Source organism: Micromonospora sp. NPDC047521 (genome assembly GCF_055587305.1).
The window spans coordinates 105,799-127,573 of record NZ_JBVJGN010000012.1; the positions used below are offsets into that span (position 1 = coordinate 105,799).

The 21,775-nt window shown below is 73.4% G+C and carries 23 protein-coding genes and 1 pseudogene; 11 read left to right on the forward strand and 13 right to left on the reverse strand.

The features are described 5' to 3' along the window. Positions 1-16 precede the first annotated feature (16 nt). On the reverse strand, positions 17-679 hold the full coding sequence (locus ACZ6N8_RS24290; protein ID WP_364365528.1) for a hypothetical protein: 663 nt from the start codon (positions 677-679) through the stop codon (positions 17-19). 58 nt (positions 680-737) lie between these two features. Further along, complete coding sequence (locus ACZ6N8_RS24295; protein WP_466012827.1) at positions 738-2,045, reverse strand: M20/M25/M40 family metallo-hydrolase; 1,308 nt, start codon at positions 2,043-2,045, stop codon at positions 738-740. Positions 2,046-2,206: 161 nt separating this feature from the next. On the opposite strand from ACZ6N8_RS24295, the gene ACZ6N8_RS24300 reads away from it, so the two are divergent. The 3 genes from ACZ6N8_RS24300 (at position 2,207) to ACZ6N8_RS24310 (ending at position 4,181) form a co-directional block, all read left to right on the forward strand. Next, the gene (locus ACZ6N8_RS24300; protein ID WP_466012828.1) at positions 2,207-2,809 is read left to right on the forward strand and encodes a hemerythrin domain-containing protein; all 603 of its coding nucleotides are present in this window, start codon (positions 2,207-2,209) and stop codon (positions 2,807-2,809) included. 86 nt (positions 2,810-2,895) lie between these two features. After that, complete coding sequence (locus ACZ6N8_RS24305; RefSeq protein ID WP_364365535.1) at positions 2,896-3,867, forward strand: LysR family transcriptional regulator; 972 nt, start codon at positions 2,896-2,898, stop codon at positions 3,865-3,867. A 68-nt stretch (positions 3,868-3,935) separates the two neighbouring features. After that, positions 3,936-4,181, forward strand: coding sequence for a hypothetical protein (locus tag ACZ6N8_RS24310; protein WP_139587700.1), 246 nt, complete (start codon positions 3,936-3,938; stop codon positions 4,179-4,181). A 57-nt stretch (positions 4,182-4,238) separates the two neighbouring features. Here ACZ6N8_RS24310 and ACZ6N8_RS24315 read toward each other — a convergent pair whose 3' ends face one another. Genes ACZ6N8_RS24315 through ACZ6N8_RS24325 form a run of 3 tightly spaced genes read right to left on the reverse strand, consistent with a single transcriptional unit; the run spans position 4,239 to position 7,350 of the window. Beyond that, entirely contained in the window at positions 4,239-4,589 is a 351-nt protein-coding gene (locus ACZ6N8_RS24315; protein ID WP_139587701.1) for a DUF3140 domain-containing protein, read from the reverse strand. After that, positions 4,589-4,798, reverse strand: coding sequence for a hypothetical protein (locus ACZ6N8_RS24320; RefSeq protein ID WP_466012829.1), 210 nt, complete (start codon positions 4,796-4,798; stop codon positions 4,589-4,591). Before ACZ6N8_RS24320 ends, ACZ6N8_RS24315 begins: the two co-directional genes overlap by 1 nt. Further along, a complete protein-coding gene (locus tag ACZ6N8_RS24325; RefSeq protein ID WP_387122422.1) occupies positions 4,795-7,350 on the reverse strand; it encodes an ATP-dependent Clp protease ATP-binding subunit in 2,556 nt (851 codons plus the stop codon). The genes ACZ6N8_RS24320 and ACZ6N8_RS24325 overlap by 4 nt, the downstream gene beginning before the upstream one ends. Positions 7,351-7,487: 137 nt before the next feature. Between ACZ6N8_RS24325 and ACZ6N8_RS24330 the strand changes: the two genes are divergently transcribed. From ACZ6N8_RS24330 to ACZ6N8_RS24360, 7 genes are all read left to right on the forward strand, one after another. After that, a complete protein-coding gene (locus ACZ6N8_RS24330) occupies positions 7,488-7,868 on the forward strand; it encodes a PIN domain-containing protein (RefSeq protein WP_466012830.1) in 381 nt (126 codons plus the stop codon). A 152-nt stretch (positions 7,869-8,020) separates the two neighbouring features. Further along, a complete protein-coding gene (locus tag ACZ6N8_RS24335; RefSeq protein WP_139587705.1) occupies positions 8,021-8,281 on the forward strand; it encodes a hypothetical protein in 261 nt (86 codons plus the stop codon). A gap of 6 nt (positions 8,282-8,287) precedes the next feature. Beyond that, entirely contained in the window at positions 8,288-9,334 is a 1,047-nt protein-coding gene (locus ACZ6N8_RS24340; protein ID WP_466012831.1) for a hypothetical protein, read from the forward strand. Continuing rightward, on the forward strand, positions 9,327-12,002 hold the full coding sequence (locus ACZ6N8_RS24345; RefSeq protein WP_466012832.1) for an FtsK/SpoIIIE domain-containing protein: 2,676 nt from the start codon (positions 9,327-9,329) through the stop codon (positions 12,000-12,002). The genes ACZ6N8_RS24340 and ACZ6N8_RS24345 overlap by 8 nt, the downstream gene beginning before the upstream one ends. Then, positions 11,999-12,667, forward strand: a complete 669-nt coding sequence (locus tag ACZ6N8_RS24350; protein ID WP_466012833.1) for a hypothetical protein — start codon at positions 11,999-12,001, stop codon at positions 12,665-12,667. Before ACZ6N8_RS24345 ends, ACZ6N8_RS24350 begins: the two co-directional genes overlap by 4 nt. Before the next feature lie 73 nt (positions 12,668-12,740). After that, positions 12,741-15,200 (forward strand): CHAT domain-containing protein, encoded by a 2,460-nt coding sequence (locus tag ACZ6N8_RS24355; RefSeq protein ID WP_466012834.1) that lies wholly within the window; start codon positions 12,741-12,743, stop codon positions 15,198-15,200. A gap of 39 nt (positions 15,201-15,239) precedes the next feature. After that, complete coding sequence (locus ACZ6N8_RS24360; protein WP_466012835.1) at positions 15,240-15,755, forward strand: trypco2 family protein; 516 nt, start codon at positions 15,240-15,242, stop codon at positions 15,753-15,755. A gap of 1 nt (position 15,756) precedes the next feature. Here ACZ6N8_RS24360 and ACZ6N8_RS24365 read toward each other — a convergent pair whose 3' ends face one another. Both ACZ6N8_RS24365 and ACZ6N8_RS24370 read right to left on the reverse strand, forming a co-directional pair. Then, positions 15,757-17,025 (reverse strand): cupin domain-containing protein, encoded by a 1,269-nt coding sequence (locus ACZ6N8_RS24365; RefSeq protein ID WP_466012836.1) that lies wholly within the window; start codon positions 17,023-17,025, stop codon positions 15,757-15,759. Between the two features lie 15 nt (positions 17,026-17,040). After that, a pseudogene (locus tag ACZ6N8_RS24370) lies at positions 17,041-17,277 on the reverse strand (hypothetical protein); the annotation flags it as partial. 156 nt (positions 17,278-17,433) lie between these two features. Between ACZ6N8_RS24370 and ACZ6N8_RS24375 the strand changes: the two are divergent. Next, entirely contained in the window at positions 17,434-18,213 is a 780-nt protein-coding gene (locus tag ACZ6N8_RS24375; RefSeq protein ID WP_466012837.1) for a DUF72 domain-containing protein, read from the forward strand. Positions 18,214-18,244: 31 nt separating this feature from the next. On the opposite strand, the gene ACZ6N8_RS24380 is transcribed toward ACZ6N8_RS24375, so the two are convergent. From ACZ6N8_RS24380 to ACZ6N8_RS24405, 6 genes are all read right to left on the reverse strand, one after another. Next, entirely contained in the window at positions 18,245-18,673 is a 429-nt protein-coding gene (locus ACZ6N8_RS24380; protein WP_466012838.1) for a DUF2267 domain-containing protein, read from the reverse strand. After that, positions 18,666-18,851, reverse strand: coding sequence for a hypothetical protein (locus tag ACZ6N8_RS24385; protein ID WP_466012839.1), 186 nt, complete (start codon positions 18,849-18,851; stop codon positions 18,666-18,668). Before ACZ6N8_RS24385 ends, ACZ6N8_RS24380 begins: the two co-directional genes overlap by 8 nt. Positions 18,852-18,972: 121 nt before the next feature. After that, on the reverse strand, positions 18,973-19,845 hold the full coding sequence (locus tag ACZ6N8_RS24390) for a DUF72 domain-containing protein (RefSeq protein WP_466012840.1): 873 nt from the start codon (positions 19,843-19,845) through the stop codon (positions 18,973-18,975). 48 nt (positions 19,846-19,893) lie between these two features. Then, complete coding sequence (locus ACZ6N8_RS24395) at positions 19,894-20,292, reverse strand: TraR/DksA family transcriptional regulator (RefSeq protein ID WP_364365578.1); 399 nt, start codon at positions 20,290-20,292, stop codon at positions 19,894-19,896. A gap of 164 nt (positions 20,293-20,456) precedes the next feature. Continuing rightward, positions 20,457-21,104 carry a nucleoside/nucleotide kinase family protein gene (locus tag ACZ6N8_RS24400; protein WP_466012841.1) on the reverse strand — a complete coding sequence of 216 codons (648 nt, stop codon included), beginning with the start codon at positions 21,102-21,104 and terminating at the stop codon, positions 20,457-20,459. A 41-nt stretch (positions 21,105-21,145) separates the two neighbouring features. Continuing rightward, the gene (locus ACZ6N8_RS24405) at positions 21,146-21,751 is read right to left on the reverse strand and encodes a winged helix-turn-helix domain-containing protein (RefSeq protein ID WP_466012842.1); all 606 of its coding nucleotides are present in this window, start codon (positions 21,749-21,751) and stop codon (positions 21,146-21,148) included. Positions 21,752-21,775 lie beyond the last annotated feature (24 nt).

Below are 21,775 nucleotides of genomic sequence, written 5' to 3' on the forward strand. Positions count from 1 at the left end.
CCGGGCGACGCACGGCCTAGTGCTGGTGCCCGGCGTGGTCGTGGTCGTCGTCGAGCTCCAGGAACGGGTGCTCGTCGAGCCGCCCGACCAGCCGGTCGTCGGCCGCGGGCTGGAACGGGCCGACCGCGTCGTCGTCGTCGAACGACTCCAGGTCGACGGGGGTGCCCACCTCGCTGACCATGACCACCCCGTCGAGGGGCTCCAACTCGGGGACGTCAAGCGCGCCGAGTGAGCCGTCGCCGCTCTGCAGCAACTCCAGCACCGCCTCGCCGACACCCTCCACCGGCGCCGGCTCGTCGTCCTCCGGGGTGCCCTCACGGCGGGCCGCCTCGGCCACCCGCAGCAGCGCCGAGACGCTCGGCACCCGGTAGTCGCGGCGCTGGCGTACCGAGATGACACGCGGGTGCGGGTCGCTGGCCTCGGACCCCTCGGGGCCGCCGAAACGCTCGTCGGCCTCGTCCGGGTCGATCGAGTCGACGTCCCACGGCGTCACCTCGCCGAACGCGTCGAGCAGACGCTCGTCGTACGCGAAGGAGGCGTTGTTCAACGCCACGTACGCCTGCCAGACGTCGTCGTCGTCGACGCGGCCCTGCGCGGCACGTACGGCGGCCAGGTGGTGACGGGCCGCTTCGATCACCCGCTCGAGAGCGGCGTCCAGCTCACCGTGCTGGTCGGTCATGTGGGGCAGTCCCTTCACGATGGGGAGGTAACGCGCCGGGTGCAGCTACCGGACACGGCTAGCAGGTGCGGAGGAACCGGTCGAGAACCCGCACGCCGAACTGTAGTCCGTCGACCGGAACGCGCTCGTCGATGCCATGGAACAACGCGGAGAAGTTCAGATCGGCGGGCAGCCGCAGCGGGGCGAAACCGAAGCAGCGGATGCCGAGCTGCGAGAACGCCTTGGCGTCGGTGCCGCCGGAGAGCATGTACGGAACCGGACGTGCGCCCGGGTCCTCGGCGCGCAGCGCCGCCGACATGGCCTCGACGAGGTCGCCGTCGAAGGTGGTCTCCAGGGCCGGCTGCCGCTGGACGTACTCGATGGCGATGTCCGGGCCGACCAGCTCGCGCAGCTGCCGTTCCAACAGCTCGGACTGGCCGGGCAGGCTGCGGCAGTCGATGGTGGCGGTGGCCCGGCCGGGGATGACGTTGTCCTTGTAGCCGGCGCTGAGCCGGGTCGGGTTGGCCGTGTTGCGGATGGTCGCGCCGATGATGTTGGCGATCGGGCCGAGCTTGGCGATCGCCGTCTCCGGGTCGTTCGGGTCCAGCTCGATGCCGAGCAGGTCGGACACCTCCTCCAGGAACGCCCGCACGGTGTCGGTGACCACGACCGGGAAGCGGTGCCCGCCGATCCGGGCGACCGCCTCGGCCAGGGCGGTCACGGCGTTGTCGTCGTGCACCATCGAGCCGTGCCCGGGGCGGCCCCTGGCGTGCAGCCGCAGCCAGTCGATGCCCTTCTCGGCGGTCTCGATGAGGTAGAGCCGCTGGCTGTCGTTGACCGAGTAGGAGAAGCCGCCGACCTCCCCGATCGCCTCGGTGCAGCCGTCGAAGAGGTCACGGTGGTTCTCCACCAGGAACCGCGCCCCGTAGTCGCTGCCCGCCTCCTCGTCGGCGGTGTACGCGAGCACGATGTCGCGCGGGGGCCGCACGCCGGTGCGCTGCCAGTGCCGCACCACGGCGAGCACCATGGCGTCGAAGTCCTTCATGTCGATGGCGCCCCGACCCCACAGGTAGCCGTCGCGCACCTCGCCGGAGAAGGGGTGCACGGACCACTCGTCGGCGTCGGCAGGCACCACGTCCAGGTGGCCGTGCACCAGCAGCGCGCCCCGGCTCGGGTCGGCGCCGGGGATGCGGGCCACGACGTTCGCCCGGCCTGGGGCGGACTCGTGCAGGACGGATTCGACTCCCACCTCGGCGAGCTTCTCCGCCACGTACTCGGCGGCGCGGCGCTCGCCGACGCTGGTGTCGTTGTCCCCCGTGTTGGTGGTGTCGATACGCAGCAGGTCGCGGCAGAGGTCCACGACCTCCGCTGTGGGTTCGCTCGTCATCGCCTCTTCATACCAGCCCGAGCCGCCCGACGGGCCGGCGCACCGGCGGCGCGGGTGGACGCATCGACGGGTCCGGTTTCGCCGCGAGCGTGTCCGGGTATCGCCGCGGTCGACCGTACGTCCCCTGCCGGAGCTTCCGCCCGCCAGTCGAGGAGGGCACCATGTCCGCCGTTCCCCTGCCGCCGCTGCCGCCCGCGCCCGACGAGGGCTACCGTCCCGGTGGCCGCAGCATCGCCGACATCGTGGACCGGGAGCACCAGCAGCTGCTGGCGCTGCTGGACCAGCTGACCGGCCCGGACAGCACGCCGCAGGAGGGCCTGGCCGTGCTCACCGCCGCGCTGTCGCGGCACCTGTCGGCGGAGGAGCAGTACCTGCTGCCGGCGGCGCGGGCCGCGCTGCCGAACGCGGACGAGCGGGTGGACGCCGAGATCAACGCCGACGCAGCGCTGCTGGGCGTCCTCAAGGAGCTGTCGGACGAGACGGTGACCGAGGTCGCCGTGCGGGTGCGCCGGCACGTCCAGGGGGTGGGCGCGCTGGTCGCCGAGCTGCGCGAGGTGGCCACCGCCGAGGAGCTGATCAGGCTGGGCAACCGGCTGGAGATCGCCGAGGAGGCGGCGCCGACGCGGCCGCACCCGGGCACCCCGGCGACCCCGCCGTGGAACCGGATCGTCGAGCCGGCGGTGGGTGTGGTGGACAAGGTGCGCGACGCGGTGACCCGGCGGCCGACGTACCTGGCGGACCTGCCGGAGCCGCCGCGCGGGTGAGCGGCGGCGACATCCGCCTGTGCATTCAATCTCACCGATACCTTCGGGCTCTTCCGCCGGCTGCGGCGTAGTCCTACCGTCACGGTATGAACCTGGAGTTGCGTCACCTGCGGGTGGTCTGCGCGATCGCGGAGACGGGGAGCGTGACCAAGGCGGCGTCGGCGCTCGGCCTGGCTCAGCCGGCGCTCACCGCCCAGCTTCAGCGGATCGAACGGACACTCGGTGGTCCGCTGTTCGACAGGGACCGGCGCGGCGCGCGTCCCACCGCGCTCGGTGAGCTGGTGCTGGCCCGCGCCCGGGTGCTGCTGCCGGCCATGAAGGGGTTGCAGGACGAGGCGGCCCGCCTGGCCGGCTCCGGTGACGCGCCGCCGTGCTACCGGTTCGGCGGGGTGAACAGCCCGATCCTGGGCCGGCTGGTGCACCGGCTGGCCGCCGAGCATCCACCCGCCCAGATCACCACGTACGCCTCGTGGTCGGTGGACGAGTTGGCGCAGCTGGTGGCGGGCGGTCGGCTGGACTTCGCGCTGGCGGGGGTGTGCGGCGACGCCAGCCCGTCGGCCGGGTTCGGGTTGAGCTGGCGGGAGGTGTCCGTCGACCCGGTGCTGGTGCTGCTGCCCGAGACCCACCCCCTGGCGGGCCACGACGAGGTGAGCCTGGGCGACCTGCGTCATGAGCAGTGGGTGGCGGCGCCCGGTGACGGCTGTTTCAGCGACTGCTTCGCCGCCGCCTGCGCCCGCGCCGGCTTCACCCCCCGCAAGGTGTACGAGACCGACATCCGCGGCTGCGTCGACCTGGTGGAGGCGGGCGTGGCGGTGGCGTTGTGCCAGGCCACGTTCCGGCCGGTGGCGGGGCTGGTCACCCGCCGGCTGGCCGGGGTCCCGCTGCGGTGGCGGCTGCTGCTGGGCTGGCACCCGGACTCCCCCGCCGCCCGCAGCGCCCCGCTCGTGTTGCAGATGGCCAAGGCGGCGTACACCGACTCGCTGGCGCCGCATCCGACCTACCTGGACTGGCTGCTGCGCAATCCGGGGTTCGGTGTGCGCCAGCCCAGCGGGGTGTGAGTCCACCCGGGCGGGTGATGATCCGCCGCCGGCGGTGCGAACGGCCGTTGCCGGGGTAACCGGCGGGCATGACCGACCTCTACCCGCCCGCCGACGACCGGGAACTGCTGCGCCAGGCGGCCGCCGCGCACACCGCCGCCACCCGCGAGGTGGAGGCGTTCCTGCGCCGTCTGCCGGAGGTGCCCGACCCGGCCGACGTCACCGAGTACGCCAATCTGCTCAGCCGCGAGGACCAGACCCGCGGGGACCGGGACGCCGCGGCCGACGCGGCGGGGCTGACCATCGGCAGCCTGGAGCCCAACCAGGGCCAGTAACACGACGCCGGCGGTGCCGTCCCGAACCGGGACGGCACCGCCGGCGTGTGGCACCGTTCAGCGTTCGACGAGCGGGTCGTGACCCAGGTCGAGCAGGGAGTGCCGCCACGTGTCGTCGGCGTTGCCGCGCGGCGGCTTGGCGTCCATCAGCTCCCGGATCCGCTCGACCGCCTCCCGCATCACCTCGATGTCCTCCGGGGTGAGGTCGACCTTGCGCTTGTTGAGCACCTTGAGGATCTCCCGGCCCGGCTGGGGCAGGTCGAGGGTCGGGTTGGACCCGAACGACTCCTCACCGGACCCGCGGGTCAGCAGCCACGTGCGCAACTGCTCCGACGGAACGTTGACCTCGGCGTGGAAGTCCTCCCAGAGCACTTCCACCTCGGGGTCGAGCCGAGCTTCGCGTACCATCAGGTCTCCTCTCGCGGGCGGCGGTCGGACGTCTCCGGGTCGTCCTGGTCGGTCTTCGGGTGCAGGCCCTCCGGTGGCACCCGCGTGCGGCGGGGGTTCGCGGTGGGCGGGGCCAGGATCGGGTCGGGATGGTCGTCCTCGTCCCGGGCCTGCTCGGAGTCCGCGTCCTCGTGCGGCTCCCCGGGCTCGCCTCGTCGCTCCCCGCTCATCGCGGATGCGTCGTCGTGGCGGCGGTGTACCCCCGCTCGCCAGCGGCGACGTCGAAGGCGAGCGACCCGTCGCGGGCGTCCACTGTGACCTTCTGTCCGGGCGAGATCGCCGACTCCAGCAGCATCCGGGACAGGTGGTTGTCCACCTCCCGCTGGATCACCCGGCGCAGCGGGCGGGCCCCGAACTCCGGCTGGTAGCCGTGCTCGGCGAGCCAGTCGATGCCGGCGGTGGTGAACTCGACCTGGATGTCCTGGGCGTGCAGCCGGCGTCGGGTCTCCTCCAGCAGCAGAGCGGTGATGTCGCGCAGCTGCTCGGCCTCCAGCCGACGGAAGATGATCACCTCGTCGATGCGGTTGAGGAACTCCGGCCGGAAGTTCTCCTGGAGGCGGCGCATGAGCCGTTCGCGCAGCTCGTCGTTCTCCTGCTCGCTGCCCGGCGCGCCGGTGCCGAACCCGACGGCCCGCTGGGTGCCGGTGATCAGCTCCGAGCCGAGGTTGCTCGTCATGATCAGTACGGTGTTCTTGAAGTTCACCGTACGGCCCTGGCTGTCGGTCAACCGCCCGTCGTCGAGCACTTGGAGCAGGATGTTGAACACGTCCGGGTGGGCCTTCTCGATCTCGTCGAGCAGCACCACCGCGTACGGGCGGCGGCGCACCGCCTCGGTGAGCTGGCCGGCCTCCTCGTAGCCGACGTATCCGGGCGGGGCGCCGACGAGCCGACTGACCGTGTGCCGTTCCTGGAACTCGCTCATGTCGACGCGCACCATCCGGTCCGCCTCGCCGAACAGCGCCTCGGCCAGCGCGCGGGCCAGCTCGGTCTTGCCGACGCCGGTCGGGCCGAGGAACAGGAAACTGCCCATCGGGCGCTCCGGGTCGGCCAGCCCGGCGCGGGAGCGGCGGACCGCCTCGGCGACAGCGGTGACCGCGTCGTCCTGGCCGACGACCTTCTCGTGCAGGTGGCCCTCCAGGCGCAGCAGCCTGTCGCGTTCCTCCTCGGTGAGCTGGCTGACCGGGATGCCGGTGGCCCGGGAGACCACCTCGGCGATCTCCTGCGGGCCCACCTCGGGCACCTGGGAGGTCGCGCCGTCGTCGCCGTTGGCGCGGCGCATCTCCTCCTCCAGCTCGGAGATCCGGTCACGCAACGCGGAGGCGCGCTCGTACTGCTCGTCGGTGACGGCCTGCTCCTTGTCCCGGCGTACCTCGTCGAGTTCCTGTTCCAGCTCCCGCACGTCGGACGCCGGGGTGCGGGTGCGCAGCCGCACCCGAGCGCCGGCCTGGTCGATCAGGTCGATGGCCTTGTCCGGTAGGAACCGGTCGGTGACGTACCTGTCGGACAGCTCGGCGGCCGCGACGAGCGCCTCGTCGGTGAAGCGCACCTGGTGGTGGGCCTCGTACCGGTCGCGCAGGCCGCGCAGGATGGCGATCGTGTCGTCGACTCCGGGCTCGGGCACCAGCACGGGCTGGAAGCGCCGGGCCAGCGCGGCGTCCTTCTCGATGCTCTTGCGGTACTCGTCGAGGGTCGTGGCGCCGATGACGCGCAGCTCGCCACGGGCGAGTGCCGGCTTGAGCATGTTCGACGCGTCCATCCCGCCCTCGCTGCCGGCGCCACCGGCGCCGACCAGGGTGTGGATCTCGTCCATGAAGATGATCAGCTCGTCCCGGTGCGCCCGGATCTCGTCGATGACCTTCTTCAGCCGCTCCTCGAAGTCGCCCCGGTAGCGGGTGCCGGCGACCAGGCCGGCCAGGTCCAGTTGGACGACACGCTTGCCGAGCAGGGTCTGCGGCACGTCCCCGTCGCAGATCCGCTCGGCCAGCCCCTCGACGATTGCGGTCTTGCCGACACCTGCCTCGCCGATCAGCACCGGGTTGTTCTTCGTACGCCGGGAGAGGATCTCCACGGCCTGCTCGATCTCGTCGGCCCGCCCGATGACGGGGTCGATCTGGTCGTTGCGGGCCAGGTCGGTGAGGTCCTGCCCGTACTGGTCGAGGGTGGGGGTGCCGCGGTCCGGCTTCGGGCCGTTCATCGGGCCGCGCTCGGCGTTGGCGGCCTGCAACGACTCGGGCTGGATCCGGCCGGCGGCGAGCATCCGGCCGGCCGGCGACTCCGGGTTGAGCGGCAGCGCCATGAGGATGTGCTCGGGGCCTATGTAGTTGGCGCCCATGGCGCGGGAGAGCTGGTGGGCGTCGAGAAGCGCCCGCTTGGCCGCCGGCGTCAACGACAGGTTGGGTGGCACCTCGCCGCGCGGCGCGCCGTCGCCCTTGCCGCCGAGCGCGTTGAGCAGCGTGTCCGGGTCGGCGCCGGCACGCCGGACCAGGTCCCGCAGGGGTTCGCGTTGCAGCGCCGCCCAGAGCAGGTGGTCGGTGTCCAGGTCGCTGCTGTGCCGTTGCGCCGCCCGGCGGGCCGCGTCGGCCAGCATCTCCCGGGCGTCGGCAGTCATCAGGCGGGTGATGTCGACCCGGTGCGGCGGTCGGCGTCCTCCCTCACCCCGGCCGAAGTACCGGGCCAGGAATTCGTCCCACGGGTCGGAGCCGAGGTCACCGGGTCCCATCATGTCTGTCCTCCGCAGTCGGGCGCGGCACGGTCGGCAGGGGCTACCCGGCGCGGGGCCCGACAAACGCCGCACCGGGCGCGCGGGCGGTTCGGGTGTGGCGTCCGGCCCGCGTCGCCCGGTGGTGGCAGGCTGGCGACATGGATGACACCCCGCTGCTGATCGTGGACGGCGCCAACGTGGTGGGCTCACGCCCGAACGGGTGGTGGCGGGACCGCGCCGGGGCCGCCGCGCGGCTGCGCGACTCCCTCGCCCCGGTGGCGACCGGCGGGCTGCCGGCCCGGCTGCCCGCGCCCGTCGAGGTGGTCCTGGTGGTCGAGGGCGCCGCGCGGGACGTGCCCGGCACGGACGGCGTACGGGTGGTCTCCGCTCCCGGCTCCGGCGACGACAGCGTGGTCGATCTGGTCGCGGGCGCTCCGCGGCGCCGGCGGCTGGTGGTGACCGCCGACCGGGAGCTGCGCGAGCGGGTCACGGCCCTGGGCGCCGAGGTGTACGGGCCGCGCTGGCTCCGCGAGAGTTGAGAGGTTCTCGCACTGGGACTCCCACAGAACGGACTCCCGGCGCTTCCGGAGTCCTTCCGGACAGGCGGGCAGGAACACCGACAGGGCGGATGTTCTTTCCGCGACGCCGATAGGCTCTAATGGAGATCTCCCCGCCCCCAGGAGGTTCCGCAGTGGCGAGCGTCGCCGAGCTGAAGGCTGCCATCGATGTCGCCCTCCAACAGATCGGGGACGGGCAGACAGCCGTGCAGGCGGCCGGCGAGAAACTGGCCGAGGCGCAGCAGACCCTGGCCGGCGCCCTGGAGGGCAGCGGGCACGAGACAGTCGAGGCGGCCCAGGCGTCGCTGACCCAGGCCAGCCAGGAGCTGGAGGACTGTCTCGCCGCGACACTCGTCGCGGTGGAGCAGGCACAGCTCTACGTCGCCACCCTGTAGGCCGCCATGTCCATCATCGAGGATGTCGGTGGGCAGGTCCGCGCCGCCAGCGAGGAGTTCCCGGTGGCCCTGCTCGGGCAGGCGCTGGAGAAGTTCGGCCTGGCCGCGGAGCGGCTGCGCTGGGTACGCCAGGAATCGGCGAATCCGATGGGGGTGCCGGAGCTGTCCGCCGCCACCGAGCACGCCGAGAGCGCCGGGTACGCGCTGCGGGTGGCCCAGGAGCAGCTCTCGGCGTACCTGGCCGCGATCGGCCTGGCCGGGGACGGCGCTCCCCCGCCCCGCCAGGAGCAGCGCGCTCCCCGACACGACACGCCGCCGGACGCCGGGCCGACCGCCGTGCCGCCGGAGTCCGCCCAGCAGGTCCGGATGCGCCGCTGGTGGTCGGTGCGGGTGGCGGAGCTGACCGGAGGGCGCGAGGGCGAGGGCGCCGACGACGAACCCGACGAGCGGTTGAACGACCCGCGGGAGCTGCTGCGCCGGGTCGTCGGCGGCGTCCGCGCGGGTGACCGGGACCGGCTGCGTACCGAGCTGCGCCGCGCCCCCGCCGACGTGGGGCTGGGGTTGGCCGCGCTGGCACCGCCGCTGCTGCGGGAACTGGCCGGCGAACTGCTGGGGCATCCGCCCCGCGCCGCCGACCTCGGCCGGCTGCGCGGCGAGCTGGACGGCCGCGTCGGCGATCTGCTGCCCGGGTTGCCTCCGCCGGTGCTGGAGACGCTGCTGACCCGGGTGTGCCGGATGCCGCCGCCGCGTGCCTCGGGAGAGCCACCACACGCCGCCGACTCGGCGGTGACCGCGGGCGTGGCGACCGGGCTGCTGCTCGCCCGACTCGGCCGTGACCTGCCCGCGCACACCGACCCACGGCCGGGCGGCGCGGGACAGCCAGGCGCCGGGCCGCAGCCGACGGGCACGGGACAGCCGGCACGCGTGGGCCAGCGCACCGGCGGCGCGGGTCAGCGGCCGGGGAGCAACGGCGCCCAGCGTTCCGGTGGGCTGCCGCCGCGAACGGGCAGCCCGTGGCGGGACGCGCCCACCCGCCGGGGTTCCGATGGCTGACCGGCGCGGCCAACTGGCCACCCGGATCCGGGAGACCCTCGGTGAGGCGCTGGGCGCGACGCGTACCCGGTTGTCGGCCGCCCAGGCCGACCTGACCGCCGGTCGCGAGCGGCTGACCCGGGTCCGGCGGGCGGCCGCCGCCGTACCGCAGCGGGTGGGCGCCCAACGCGACCGCCGGCTCGCCGAGATCGACGCCCGGCACTCCGCCCGCATCGCGCAGCTCGCCCGGCACGCCGCCGACGCCGCCCTGCGGGAGGCACCCGGCTGCGCCGGCGCCGACTGGCCGGGGTGGACACCCACCCCCACCCGCCGCGCCGAGCCGCCGGGAGCGCTGCGGATCGGCACCGTCCACATCGACGACGTCGACCCGGTGCCGGCGCTTGTGCCGCTGCTCGACGCCGGGCACGTCCACCTCTCCGGTGACGACCGCGCCGGCTGCGACGCCGTGGTGTCCGCGCTGCTGCTGCGCGCCGCCGGCCGCGCCGACCCCGGGGCGGTCCGACTGATCGGGTACGACCCGGAACACCTCGGCGGCGGCCTGGCCGGGTTCGCTCCACTGGGCACGGCCGGGCTGCTCACCTTCGTCGGCCCGGGTGGCCTCGGCGGGCTGCTCGACGACCTGGTGGAGCAGATCCGCCGGATCAACGAGACGGTGCTGGCCGGCGAACACGGCTCGCTGCGGGAACTGGCCTCGGCGACCGGCCGCCGCCCCGAACCGTGGCGGGTGGCGGTGCTGCTCGGCGGCGACGAGCTGAGCCGGCACGAACGCGGCCAGCTCGAACGCGTGGTGCGGGCCGGCGCGGCCTGCGGGGTGCACCTGGTGGTGCGGGGCATCCCGCTGCCCGACGACCCGACGGTGACCCGGGTGGTGGCCGGGGCATCCGGCGCCCTGATCGGCGGGCCGTCCGGGCTGCCGGTCCGACTGGACCCACCGCCGCCCGCGACGCTTGTCACCGAGACCTGCCGGGAGATCGCGGCCCAGGTGAACGCCGGCCCACCGCCGACGCCGTTCGCCGACCTGCTCCCGCCGCCGGAGCAGATGTGGCGGGAGGACTCGGCCAGCGGGTTGACCGCCCCGATCGGCGAGGGGCCGCAGGGCCGCCCGGTCCGCCTGACGCTTGGCGACTACCCGCCGCACGCGCTGATCGGCGGCCCGTCCGGCACCGGCAAGACCAACCTGATCTTCGCCTGGATCGGCGCGCTGGCCGCCCGCTACTCCCCCTCGGAACTGGAGTTCTACCTGCTCGACTTCAAGGAGGGGGTGTCGTTCGCCCGGTTCGCGCAGGGCCGGCGCGACCCGAGCTGGCTGCCGCACATGCGCCTGGTCGGTATCAACGTCAACACCGACCGGGAGTTCGGGTTGGCGCTGCTGCGGTTCCTCACCGAGGAGCTGCGTCGCCGCGCCGACGCGGCGAAGAAGCACGAGGTGACCAAGCTGGCCGAGCTGCGCGCGGTCGATCCCACCGGACACTGGCCCCGGATCGTCGCCGTGGTCGACGAGTTCCAGATGCTGCTGGCCGGCCGGGACGTCGTCGCCCGGGAGGCGGCCGACCTGCTGGAGGACCTGGCGCGGCGGGGCCGCTCGCAGGGCATCCACCTGGTGCTCGCCTCGCAGGACGTGCGGGGCATCGAGGCGCTGTGGGGCCGTCCCGCGCTTGTCGCCCAGTTCACGTTGCGCATCGCGCTGCCCAAGGCACTGCGGATCCTCGCCGAACGCAACGACGCCGCGCAGTCGCTGCCCCGCTGGCACGCGGTGGTCAACGCCGAGTCGGGCATGGTGGAGGGCAACGAGGTCGCCCGGATCCCGTCGGCGAGCGACTGGGAGACGTGGAACCAACTCCAGCACCGGCTGTGGCGGAAGCGTCCGGCCGACGCGGCACCGGCGCGGCTCTTCGACGGCGACGCGATCCCCCGGCTGGCCGAGGCCCCGGACTACCGCGCGCTCGAAGCCCCGGCGGACGGCAGCGCCCCGCGCAGCCCGGTGGCCCTGCTCGGCGAGATCATCGACGTGCAGTCCCGCTCGGCGGCGCTGCGGCTCCCCCGCGCCCCCGGACGCAACCTCGCGGTGCTGGGCACCAGGGTCGACGAGGCGTGCGCCGTGCTGGACGCGGCGGCCCGCTCCCTGGCCCGCCAACACCCGAGCGGCACCGCGCGCTTCTCCATCGCCTGCCTCGACGCGGACGCCGACCCGATCGCCCGCGCCCTCTACGAGGACCTGGCCGACGACGCCAACTGGTACGACGAGGAGACAGTCGGCGAGCTGATGGCCGAGACGGCCGACGGCCTCGGCGGCGCGGGCAGTCCGCACTACCTGCTGCTGTTCGCCGTCGACGCGGCGGCCGGCACCCTCGCCGCGCAGGCCGGTCAGCGTACCGGCCTGGAACAGCTGCGCCGGATCCTGCACGACGGGCCGGAACGCCGCACCCACGTGCTGGCCTGGTGGCGGGGAGTGGCCCGGATGCGTGCCGACCTGGGCGGCCCGGCCGCCCGCACCGACCAGATCGGCGCGTGGGTGGCACTCGACGCGCACGGCGGCGAGCTGGGCGCCTCGCTCTACCCGGGCACCGGCGGCCCGGACTGGTATCCCCGCCCGTGGCGGGGGCTCTACTTCGACCGGGCGGTGCACCGCACCGGACAGGTGATCATCCCGTATGGACCGTCGCGATGAACCAACCGGTGACCAGTGAGACCTACGCCGCGCAGCTGCGGCGACTGGCCGAGCTGACCGCCCGCGTCCGCGAGCAGCGCGCAGAGGCGCACACCTGGTACGAGCGGCAGTGCGCGGCCGCCGACCAGGCCGTCGCCGACGCCACCGACCAGGTACGCGCCGCTGAGCAGGAACTGGTCGCGGCACGCGAGCAGCAGGAACGCGTCGACGCGGAGGTCGCGCACCTGTGGCAGCAGGTACGGACCCGGCTCGGGGCGAGCGCGCGGCGCGTCGGCGGCCCGCCCGCGCCGGCCAACGGCGGCACGACGGCCGACCCGGTGCTGCTGCTCACCCGTGCCCGGGACCTGCTCGACCGGGCCGGCCAGCCCGGCGAGCTGCCCGGTTCGGTGAACCCGCTGCTCGCGCTCTGCGGCGCCGCCGGCGCGGTGCTGGCGTACGCCCTGGGCACCGGCGCCCGGGCGCTCGGCGTCGGGTACGGGGGCGACCTGGCCGTCGGGATGCCGGTGCTGGCGCTTGTGGTGACCCTGCTCGGGCCACTGATCGGCCTGGTGCCGGCGCGGGTGCTGGCCGACCGCCGGCACGCGGTGCTCGGGCCACGCCCGATCACCGTGGTGCTCGGCGCGGGCGCGGTGGCCACCGCGCTGCTGCTGATCCTCGGAAGCTGACCCGGTGTCGGGTGTCGAATAGCCGACGGCCGGCGCGACCAATCCGCTCCCGATCTCCGCTACGGTACGCGAAATGGTCAGCTTCTATCTGAGCTACCGCGCCGACGACGGGAGCATCGCCGGGCGCCTGATCGACGACGCGCTGACCGACCGGTTCGGCGTCGACAACGTCATCCATGCCTTCGCCGGCGGCTTCGGGCGCCAGCTGCCCGACGTCGATGCGCTGATCGTCGTGATCGGACCGGGTCCGCGCGCCGCAGAGGGTCTGCGCGATCCGTCCGATGAGCGGCGTCGCCAGCTTGAGGTCGCCCTGGGAAGGCTGATCCCGGTCGTTCCCGTTGTGGTGGGTGATGCCGTCCTGCCACACGAGAACGACCTTCCCGGACCTCTGCGGCGGCTCGCCCACCACCAGATCCGGCACATCGGTCCGCGCACGATCGGGGCGGACATCAGCCAGCTCGTCGACGGGCTCGCCTCCTCGTACGGGACGAACGTCGAGGGCGTCCGGCCGGTGGTCCCGCTGATCCTCAGCGAAGAGCCGGTGCGGCTGCCCCACTCGGCATCCCGGCCCGGCACGGTGTTCGTCTACGAGGACAGCGGCGGGCGACTGGCCGTCGCCGACAGCGGCCAGTCGATGCCCGACGGCGTGTTCACCACACGCTACGAGGTCGACATCAGCGAACGAACGGTGCTCCTCGAGGGCCTGCTGCCGACAAGCGCCCAGCGGCACCACGTCAGGGCGTCGTTCACCGTCCGCTTCCGGGTCACCGACCCGGTGGAGGTCGTCCGTGCCGCGCTCACCGGCGACAGGGCTTCGCTCCTGGACGTCGTGCTGGACCGGAGCCGGCCGGTCACCAGGCAGTTCGGCGTCGACGAGACGACGTACGCCGCGGCGGCCGTCGACAGGCGGTTCGCCAGCGAGACCGCCGTGTCCGGTGGCGTCACCCTGCTCTCCGTACGCACACGACTGGACCTGGACGAGGAGAGCCGCCACCGGTTGGACCAGCGGCGGAGTGACTGGCTGCTCGACGACTTCCGCTTTCCGCTGCTGTCGCGCTCCGTGTGCCCCCCGGACCTGTCGACTCCGGATGCCGTAAGGCAACCGGAGCGGCTGCTGGTGGCGCGGGCGCCCGCCCGGGTCCCGGTGGGCCGCGAGCTGAGCGTCGAGGTCCGGATCGTCACCGAGGGCCGGCCAACTCCTTCGTACGGTTTGAGCGCACCGATGCCGCGTCTCCTCGTCGCCGACGACGGCACTCCGGTCACCGTGACCGTCCACGCGCCCCCCGGCCTGCACGCCGACGGACCGCTTCAGCAGACCGTGCTGGTCAAGCCGCGCGAGGACCCGCCGCCGATCCGGTTCGGGTTCGGGGCTGGTACCGCCGGACGGCACCGCATCGACGTGACAGCCTGGGCCGGCGGCACCTTTCTCGCCGAGGTGTCCGTCGAGGTGTCCGTGGCGGACGGTGGGTCGTTCCGCGACGGTCCGGAGAGGACCGTGTCGATGGTCGACCCGGAGGCACGGCTGGGTGAGGTGACGATGGAGGTGCGGTTCGATGGCAGCCGCTACACCTTCCAGGTGCGCTCCCACGCGAAGATGTTCACTCCGGTCGTCGAGTCAGTCACGAACAGCCCGAGCGCCGCCGTGGAGAACGCGATCCGGGAGCTTCAGCAGGTGGCCGGGGGCGGTTCGCGCGACAGCCCGGCGATGACCCGCGCGATCATCCGCTCGGCCGGCATCCAGCTGTGGTCGGAGCTGGTGCCGGCGGACGTCCGGGACCAGTTCTGGGAGGTCGGCGCGGACATGCGCGCGTTCACGATCGCCACCGACTACGACGTGGTGCCGTGGGAGCTGCTGTATCCCCTGAGCGCCCAGCGCGACGACGGCTTCCTCGTTGAGCGGGTCCCGGTCGTGCGTCGCACGTACGGGCAGCGTCGGACGTCGACGATCGGCCTGCGCAACCCCCGCTTCGTGGTGCCGACGAGGGCGCCCACCGGGGCGCGTGAGGAGGTCGCCGCGATCCGGGCGATCCTCGGGGCGGGCGACGGCGAACCGATCACCAGAGCGGACGAACTCCTCGCTCTGATCAACTCCGGGGCGCTGGGAGCCACCCACTTCGCCTGCCACAACACGTTCTCGTCGGACGGCTCGTTCATCGACATGGACGGCGGACGCTTCAAGCCGGCCCTGCTCGCCGAGGCAAGCATCCGCAAGGTGCTGGCGGACGCCGGCCCGCTGGTGTTCATCAACGCCTGCCGGAGCGCGGGCGTGGCACCGACGTACACCAGGATGCTCGGTTGGGCGCAGCAGTTCATGTCGTCCGGCGCTGGCGCGTTCGTCGGCACGCTGTGGGCGGTGCGCTCGGAGAGTTCGGTACGATTCGCGACCGCGTTCTACAGGTCCCTCGCCGAGGGCGCCACGCTCGGCGCGGCGGCCCTCGCCGCGCGGACCGACCAACAGGACGACAGGCTCGACCCGACCTGGCTGGCCTACACCGTCTACGGCGACCCGTTCGCCACCACCGCCGCCGTCTGACGGCCGGCACCCGATCGCGCAGAAGGGCAGGGGCGGGGCATGGACGTGAGCGACGGCAGCGTGCCGGTCGACGAGCTGGTGTCGGCAGTGAAGAACGCGGTGCAGCAGGCCGGCATCTCGACGACCGACGCCGGACGGGATCTGCGGGTCAGCTCGGTCCAGCTGATCCTGAGCGCGGTCGTCACCACGAAACATGGCGGCGGCCTGGATCTGCGGGTGCCTGTCATCGGCTGGAAGGTCACGGTGGGCGGCAGTCAGTCCCACCAGAGGACCCACACCATCGACATCACACTCGTCGCCGAGGATCTCCACGAACGGCACGAGCTGCGTCACAGCGCAATCGAGGCGACCCTCGTGGACGCCATCACCACGATCCGCGCGGTGGTCGCCGCCGGTGCCGGGGGCGACGACCCGCTGGTCCTCAAGGCCGGCGCGGTGGAACTCGTCTTCGGCGTCACCGACCAGGGCACGATCTCGTTCGGGGCACAGGGCGAGCTGACCGACGAGGTCACCAACACCCTCCGCATCGAGCTGATCGCGGCCCCGGTCGGCTAGCTCACGCCGGGACCAGGACGGCCTCGCGTAGCAGGCGGCGGGCCAGCGTGACCCGGTCGGCGGCGTCGGGCAGGCCGGGCAGGTCGCCGACGCGGGTGACAGTGCCGGTGAGCACGGCACGGACCGCCGGCTCGCAGGAGGCGGGCAGGGTGATGGTGCGGTCGAACAGCCGCAACGCCACCGTGTCCGTTCCGTGCGGCACGAGCTGCCAGCGCAGGCCCGGGCGCGGGGTGAGCCGGGAGTCCGCGTCCAGCGCGGCAAGCGCGCCGGCCTGGGCGAGCGGTCGGATCGGCGCCGGTCGGGCGGCCGGCCAGGCACGCTGACGCAGTCGGGCGGCGACGGCGGCCGGGTCGGCGCGCAGCAGCCAGTCCCGCAGGGCTTCCACCGTCTCGGTCAGCTCCGGCTCGATGGCGTCGGGGTCGGCGACGTCGGTGCCGAACGGCAGGCTCGCGCGCAGCCGCTGGTCCTCCGCGGCCAGGGCGAGCAGCTCCTCGACAAGCGCGTACCTGGTGAGGGCGCGGATGCCCACGGTCAGGTGCAGCGAGCTGGCGTCCTGTGCCTGCGCGCTGTGCAGCCAGCCACGCGGCAGGTAGAGGGCGTCGCCGGGGGCGAGCACCACGTCCAGTGCGGCGGGGCCCTGCGCGGTGGCCGACACCTCGTCGGCGCGGCCACCCCACGGCTGCTTCTCCAGCGGGTCGGGCAGCACCGGAGGGTGGATCCGCCAGTGCTTGCGGCCGTCGACCTGGAGCACGAACACGTCGTGGGTGTCGTAGTGGGTGGCGAAGCCCTGGCTGCCCGCGGGCGTCAGGTAGGCGTTGATCTGCAAGGGCTGGTTGAGGGCGAGCCCCAGGTCGCGGGCGAAGTCGACGAGAGGGGGCCAGATCCGGTGCAGCCCCTGCAACACGAGTGTGGCCCCGGCGGCGTACTGCTCCAGGACCCGCTCGTCGAGCACCTGGTCGCCGATCTCCGCGCCGGCGCCGCCGCCGCCGGTCCAGCGGGCCGCCGGCACGAGCTGGCCGTCCTTCGCGACACGCAGGAACGGGGTACGCAGACCGCGCCGGCTGAGCAACTCGTCGGCGTCGGCGGGGCTGAACAGGTCGGTGAAGCCGGCCGGGTCGGGCAGCTCGGCGGCGCGGGACAGCAGCGGCGTGTGTCCCCAGTGCGCCGCGGCGAACTTGGCCGGCTCGACCGACACGCAGCGGGCCAGCGCCTCGGCGGCGGACGAAACCGCCGGGCGGCCGTGGCCGCCCGGCGGGTCGAGATGCGTCATGACGGGCCGTTACCGGGCGCTGCCGTCGGCGCCGCCGTCCTGCTGGCCGGGGGTCGCGCCACCATCGGCCGGACCCTCCGCGCCACCGTCAGCGCCACCATCCTGCTGGCCCGGGGTCGCGCCACCATCGGCCGGACCCTCCGCGCCACCGTCAGCGCCACCATCCTGGTGACCCGGGGTCGCGCCACCATCGGCCGGACCCTCCAGGCCGCCGCCGCCCGTGGTCTGCATGTCATCGTCGTTGAGTGCCATCGGTACTCCCTCGGGTGTGCCGCCCCGCCATACGTCGGGGTCCGTCGTGCTGCGGGTGGTACCCCACGCGCGATCTTCTCTAACCCTCACCGTAGACGCCGAACCGGGGCGACACGGGCAGTTCACCTGCGGCGGGGGCGATGCCAGGATGGTGGGGTGATTCTGGTGGGCACGTCCGGCTGGCAGTACCGGGACTGGCGGGGCCGCTTCTACCCGCAGGCGCTGCCGCAGCGGCTGTGGTTGGAGCACTTCGCGGACCGGTTCGCCACCGTCGAGGTCAACAACGCGTTCTACCGGCTGCCGGAGCGGGAGACCTTCGCCGCCTGGCGGGCGCGGACCCCTGCGGACTTCTGCGTGGCGGTGAAGATGAGCCGCTACCTGACACACATCAAGCGGCTGCGGGAGCCGGCCGAACCGGTGGCCCGGTTCCTCGGCCGAGCAACGGCGCTCGGTGACCGGCTCGGCCCGGTGCTGCTGCAACTGCCACCCAACCTGCGGGCGGACGTCGACGCGCTCGACGCGACGCTGAAGCTGTTCCCGGCCGACGTACGCGTCGCGGTGGAGCCCCGGCACCCGTCGTGGTGGACCGCCGCCACCCGGTCGGTGCTGGAACGCCGCAGGGCGGCGCTGGTCTGGGCGGACCGGCTGGGTCGGCCGGTCGCCCCGCGCTGGCGGACCACCGACTTCGGCTACCTGCGGCTGCACGAGGGGCGGGCCCGTCCGTGGCCGCACTACGGGCGTACCGCCCTGAGCTCCTGGGCAGGCCGGCTGACCGACGCCTTCGGTGCGGACGAGCCGGCGTACGTCTACTTCAACAACGACCCCGGCGGCGCCGCCGTCACCGACGCGGTCACCTTCGCCGGCCTGGCCCGGCGGGCCGGGCACCCGGTGTCCCGGGTGCCGTCGCCCGCCGAGGCGGACACCTCGGACGGCTGAGTGCGCCCGAGGCGTCCCACGACCTCTCGACTCACGGGAAGAACGTGGCGAGATCCTTGGGCATGGTCTCCTTCACGTCCTGCCACTCACCCTGGGTGATGTGCCGGCGCAGGGTGTCCAGCACCACCTGCGTCACACGTTCCGGGCCGCCGTCGACGTCGTACGGGAAGCCCTGGCGGACCTCGTAGAGGAAGTCGTCGCGGTTGAGCTTGATCGGGACGTCCGACGGGTTCCACCCGTCGAAGTAGATCCCTCGGACCAGCACCGGCAACTGCTGGGCGAACTCGACGCTCTCGTTCACCGGCAACCGGTCGCGCAGCAGGTGCAGCACCGTACGCAGGGCCGCGTACGACTGGTTGCGCCGATCCTTCGGCCAGCCGTAGGCGGTCTCGATGTCCTTGAGGATCAGGTTCGTCTTGTCCAGCGAGGACTCGAACGCCGAGATCATGTTGTCAGCCATCGGTCGACCTCCGTTCCGTGGTCTCCCACCGCCGGTCGTCGTCGCGGCGGGGCGGCCCCACCGGGCCACGACGGGCCCGCACCGGGCTGCGCTGCGGCGCGCGCCGGGCGTCGTCGGCCGCGCCGACCACGTGCAGGACGGCACCGCGCCGTCGATCCGTCACCACTCGAACCGTCATCCCCCGTCACCTCCGTGTCGTCTCCGGCGTGGGCCCACCCGAGGGGCGTCCGCACGCACCGTGTCCACACTGCCGCGGGGGTGGGTGAGCCGACCTCACCCCGGTCGGGTGAGATGGGAGGTCAGTCGGCGTCGAGGAGCCCGATGAGCGTCCTGGCGTTCGTCTGCGCGTAGTCCCGGTAGCAGTTGTTCATCAGCACGTGGGTCCGTCCGGCGTCGTCGGCCAGCTCGCGCAGCTTCGGTGCCCAGTCGGCCAGCTCCCGCTTGGAGTAGTGGTAGCCGAACTTCTCGTGGATGTCCTTGCTTGTCCACTTGTCGCTGTGGCCGTGAAAGCGCACCACCGCGAGGTCCGCGGTGGCGGCCAGCACCGGCGGCACCGACGAGCGGTGACCCTGCGGCATGTCCACGCAGACGTACGGGAGGTGGTGCTCGCGCAGGAACGCCAGGGTCTCGTCGGCGTTGTCGCCGTCGAACCAGGAGGCGTGCCGGAACTCGTAGACCGGCCGCAGTGGCGCGCAGCGCTTCGCCACCTCCAGCAGGTACTGCTTGTTGGCCCGCTTGATGGTGAACCAGGGCGGGAACTGGAACAGCACCGCGCCCAGCTTTCCCGCCTCGACGAGCGGGTCCAGCGCGGACAGGAAGCGCGTCCACACCTCCTCGTACGACTGCGCCGGCAGGTCGTCGGGGTAGACGTTCTTCTTCTCGGTGTCGGGCCGCAGGTCCTTGTAGAGCGCGCTGACCCGGGTGGGATGCCCGGTCAGCAGGCTGAACGCCTTGATGTTGAAGGTGAAGCCGTCCGGGGTGCGTTCGGCCCACAGCCGGGCGGTCGCCTCGGCGGGCGGCGAGTAGTAGGTGGCGTCCACCTCGACCAGCGGGAACTGCCTGGCGTAGTAGGCCAGCCGCTTCTCCGGGTTGTCCGCGGTCTGCGGATACCAGCCCGAGTCCAGCAGTGTGCGGTCGGTCCAGGACGCGGTGCCCACGAGGATGTCACCCATGGGTGGAGTCCATCGTGTCGCGGACCGACCGGCAACCGCTGGCCTCGCTCAGGCGGCCCGCCGCTCGCGGGTCTGCTTGCACGTCACGCAGGTGGTGGCGGCCGGGAAGATCTCCAGCCGCTCCACCGGGATCGCCGCCGAGCAGCCCTCGCACCAGCCGTACGTGCCCTCGGCGAGCCGGCCCAGGGCGTGCTCGTACTGGGCGCGCCGGTCGAGGATGGTGCGCAGGAGGGACTGCGCGGTGTCCCGTTCGGCGGTCTTGGTGCCGCTGTCGGCCTGGTCGTCGCCTGCGGTGTCCCCGACCTCCACCAGCCGCAGCACCTGGCTCTGCAGGACGGCCTGCTCGTACTCGGCGGTCAGCTCGTCGTAGCGAGCCTGCAGGGACTGCCGGATCTGGTCGATCTCCGTCTGGGATCGGCCCGTACCGACCGTGTCGTGGACGAGCATCGCTGCCTGCCTTTCCTGGGCCAGTGGCTCAAGGTGAACCGGGTGCCGGCGGCGCGGGGCCCCGGTCACGGTCGCATCCGGTACGCGGGCTGTCACCCGCGCTCTGTGAGCCGGGCGAGTACCCGCCGGACGAGTCGATCAAACCGGCCAGTTTTCGGCGGTTGTCAGGCGTCCCCGCCGTGCTCCACGAGGGCCGGGTGGCGGGGGTCGTCGGCCCGTACGACCACGTCGGCGAAACTGGCCGGGACGACCTCCTCGGCGTACCTGTCGAAGGCCTGCAGGGTCCAGTGCCCGGCCGCCTCGGTGCGGCGCCGCAGCGCGGCGGGCGACAGCGCCAGGTGGACGGTGACGTCGAAGGGCAGGCCGCCGCCGAGCAGCAGCGCGCCGCTGACCAGGACCACGCCGCCGGGTGGCAGGTCGACGTAGCGGGCCCGGCTGGCCCGGTCGGCGTCGGCGTCCCACAGGGACGGGAGCAGTCGGCCGGTGCCACCGGGGCCGGCCGGGTCGAGGACCTCGCGGCGCAGTCCGGTCTCGTCGACCCAGCTCTCGTAGTAGGCGTCCGGGTTGGTCCGACCGAGTTCGAAGCGCAGCGAGGCGGGTCGCAGGAAGTCGGTGGCGCGTACGTGCAGCACCGGGCGGCCGCGGGCGCGCAGCGGGTCGACAAGCGCGGCGGCCAGCTCGTCCGGGCCGGCGGCGGGGGCGCCGTCGACGCCCACCCGCAGCCGGGCGGGCTCGGCGGTGGCCGCGGCGTCGACGAGACGGCCGGTCAGCTCGTCGACGAGCAGCTCGGGCGAGATGGGACGGATGCGCACCGGACCATCCTGCCCCGAGCGGGGCGCGGCGGTGGCGGCGGTCAACCGGTGCGGTCGATGGTGACCCGGGCGTCGTCGGCCAGCCGGTAGCCGACGCCGTACACGGTGGTGACCAGGGGCACGTCCACGCCGACCTTGCCGCGCAGTCGGCGGACGTGCACGTCGACCGTACGGACACCGGCGTGCTCGTAGCCCCAGACGGCGTTGAGCAGTTGCAGCCGGGTGAACACCCGCCGGGGGTGGGCGACCAGATGCAGCAACAGGTCGAACTCCAGGCGGGTCAGTGGCAGCGGCTCGTCGTCGCGCAGCACCGAGCGGGATGAGGCGAGGATGTGCAGGGCGGGGATGGTCGGGCTGATCGCCCGGGCCGGCGCCCGGTTGGCCGGCACGCTGTCGGGGCGGCGGTCGACAGGCACCGAACTGGTGATGACGGCCTCGCCCCGCTCCAGCATCTCGCGGGCCGCCTCCAGCAGGCGGCGCGCCGGCGGGGTCAGCGACTCCTCACAGGCCAGGGGGATGGACAGCGTCACGGTGAGCATCGGCGCGGCGGTGTTCGCCGGGCGGCGCTGACCGCCGGGAGGTCGACCGGGCACCGTGGGTTGGGACGTATGCCATCCGGCGCGCGACGAGGCGGGGCTGACCGACATGGTCCTCCTTGGGCTTGTCCGGGT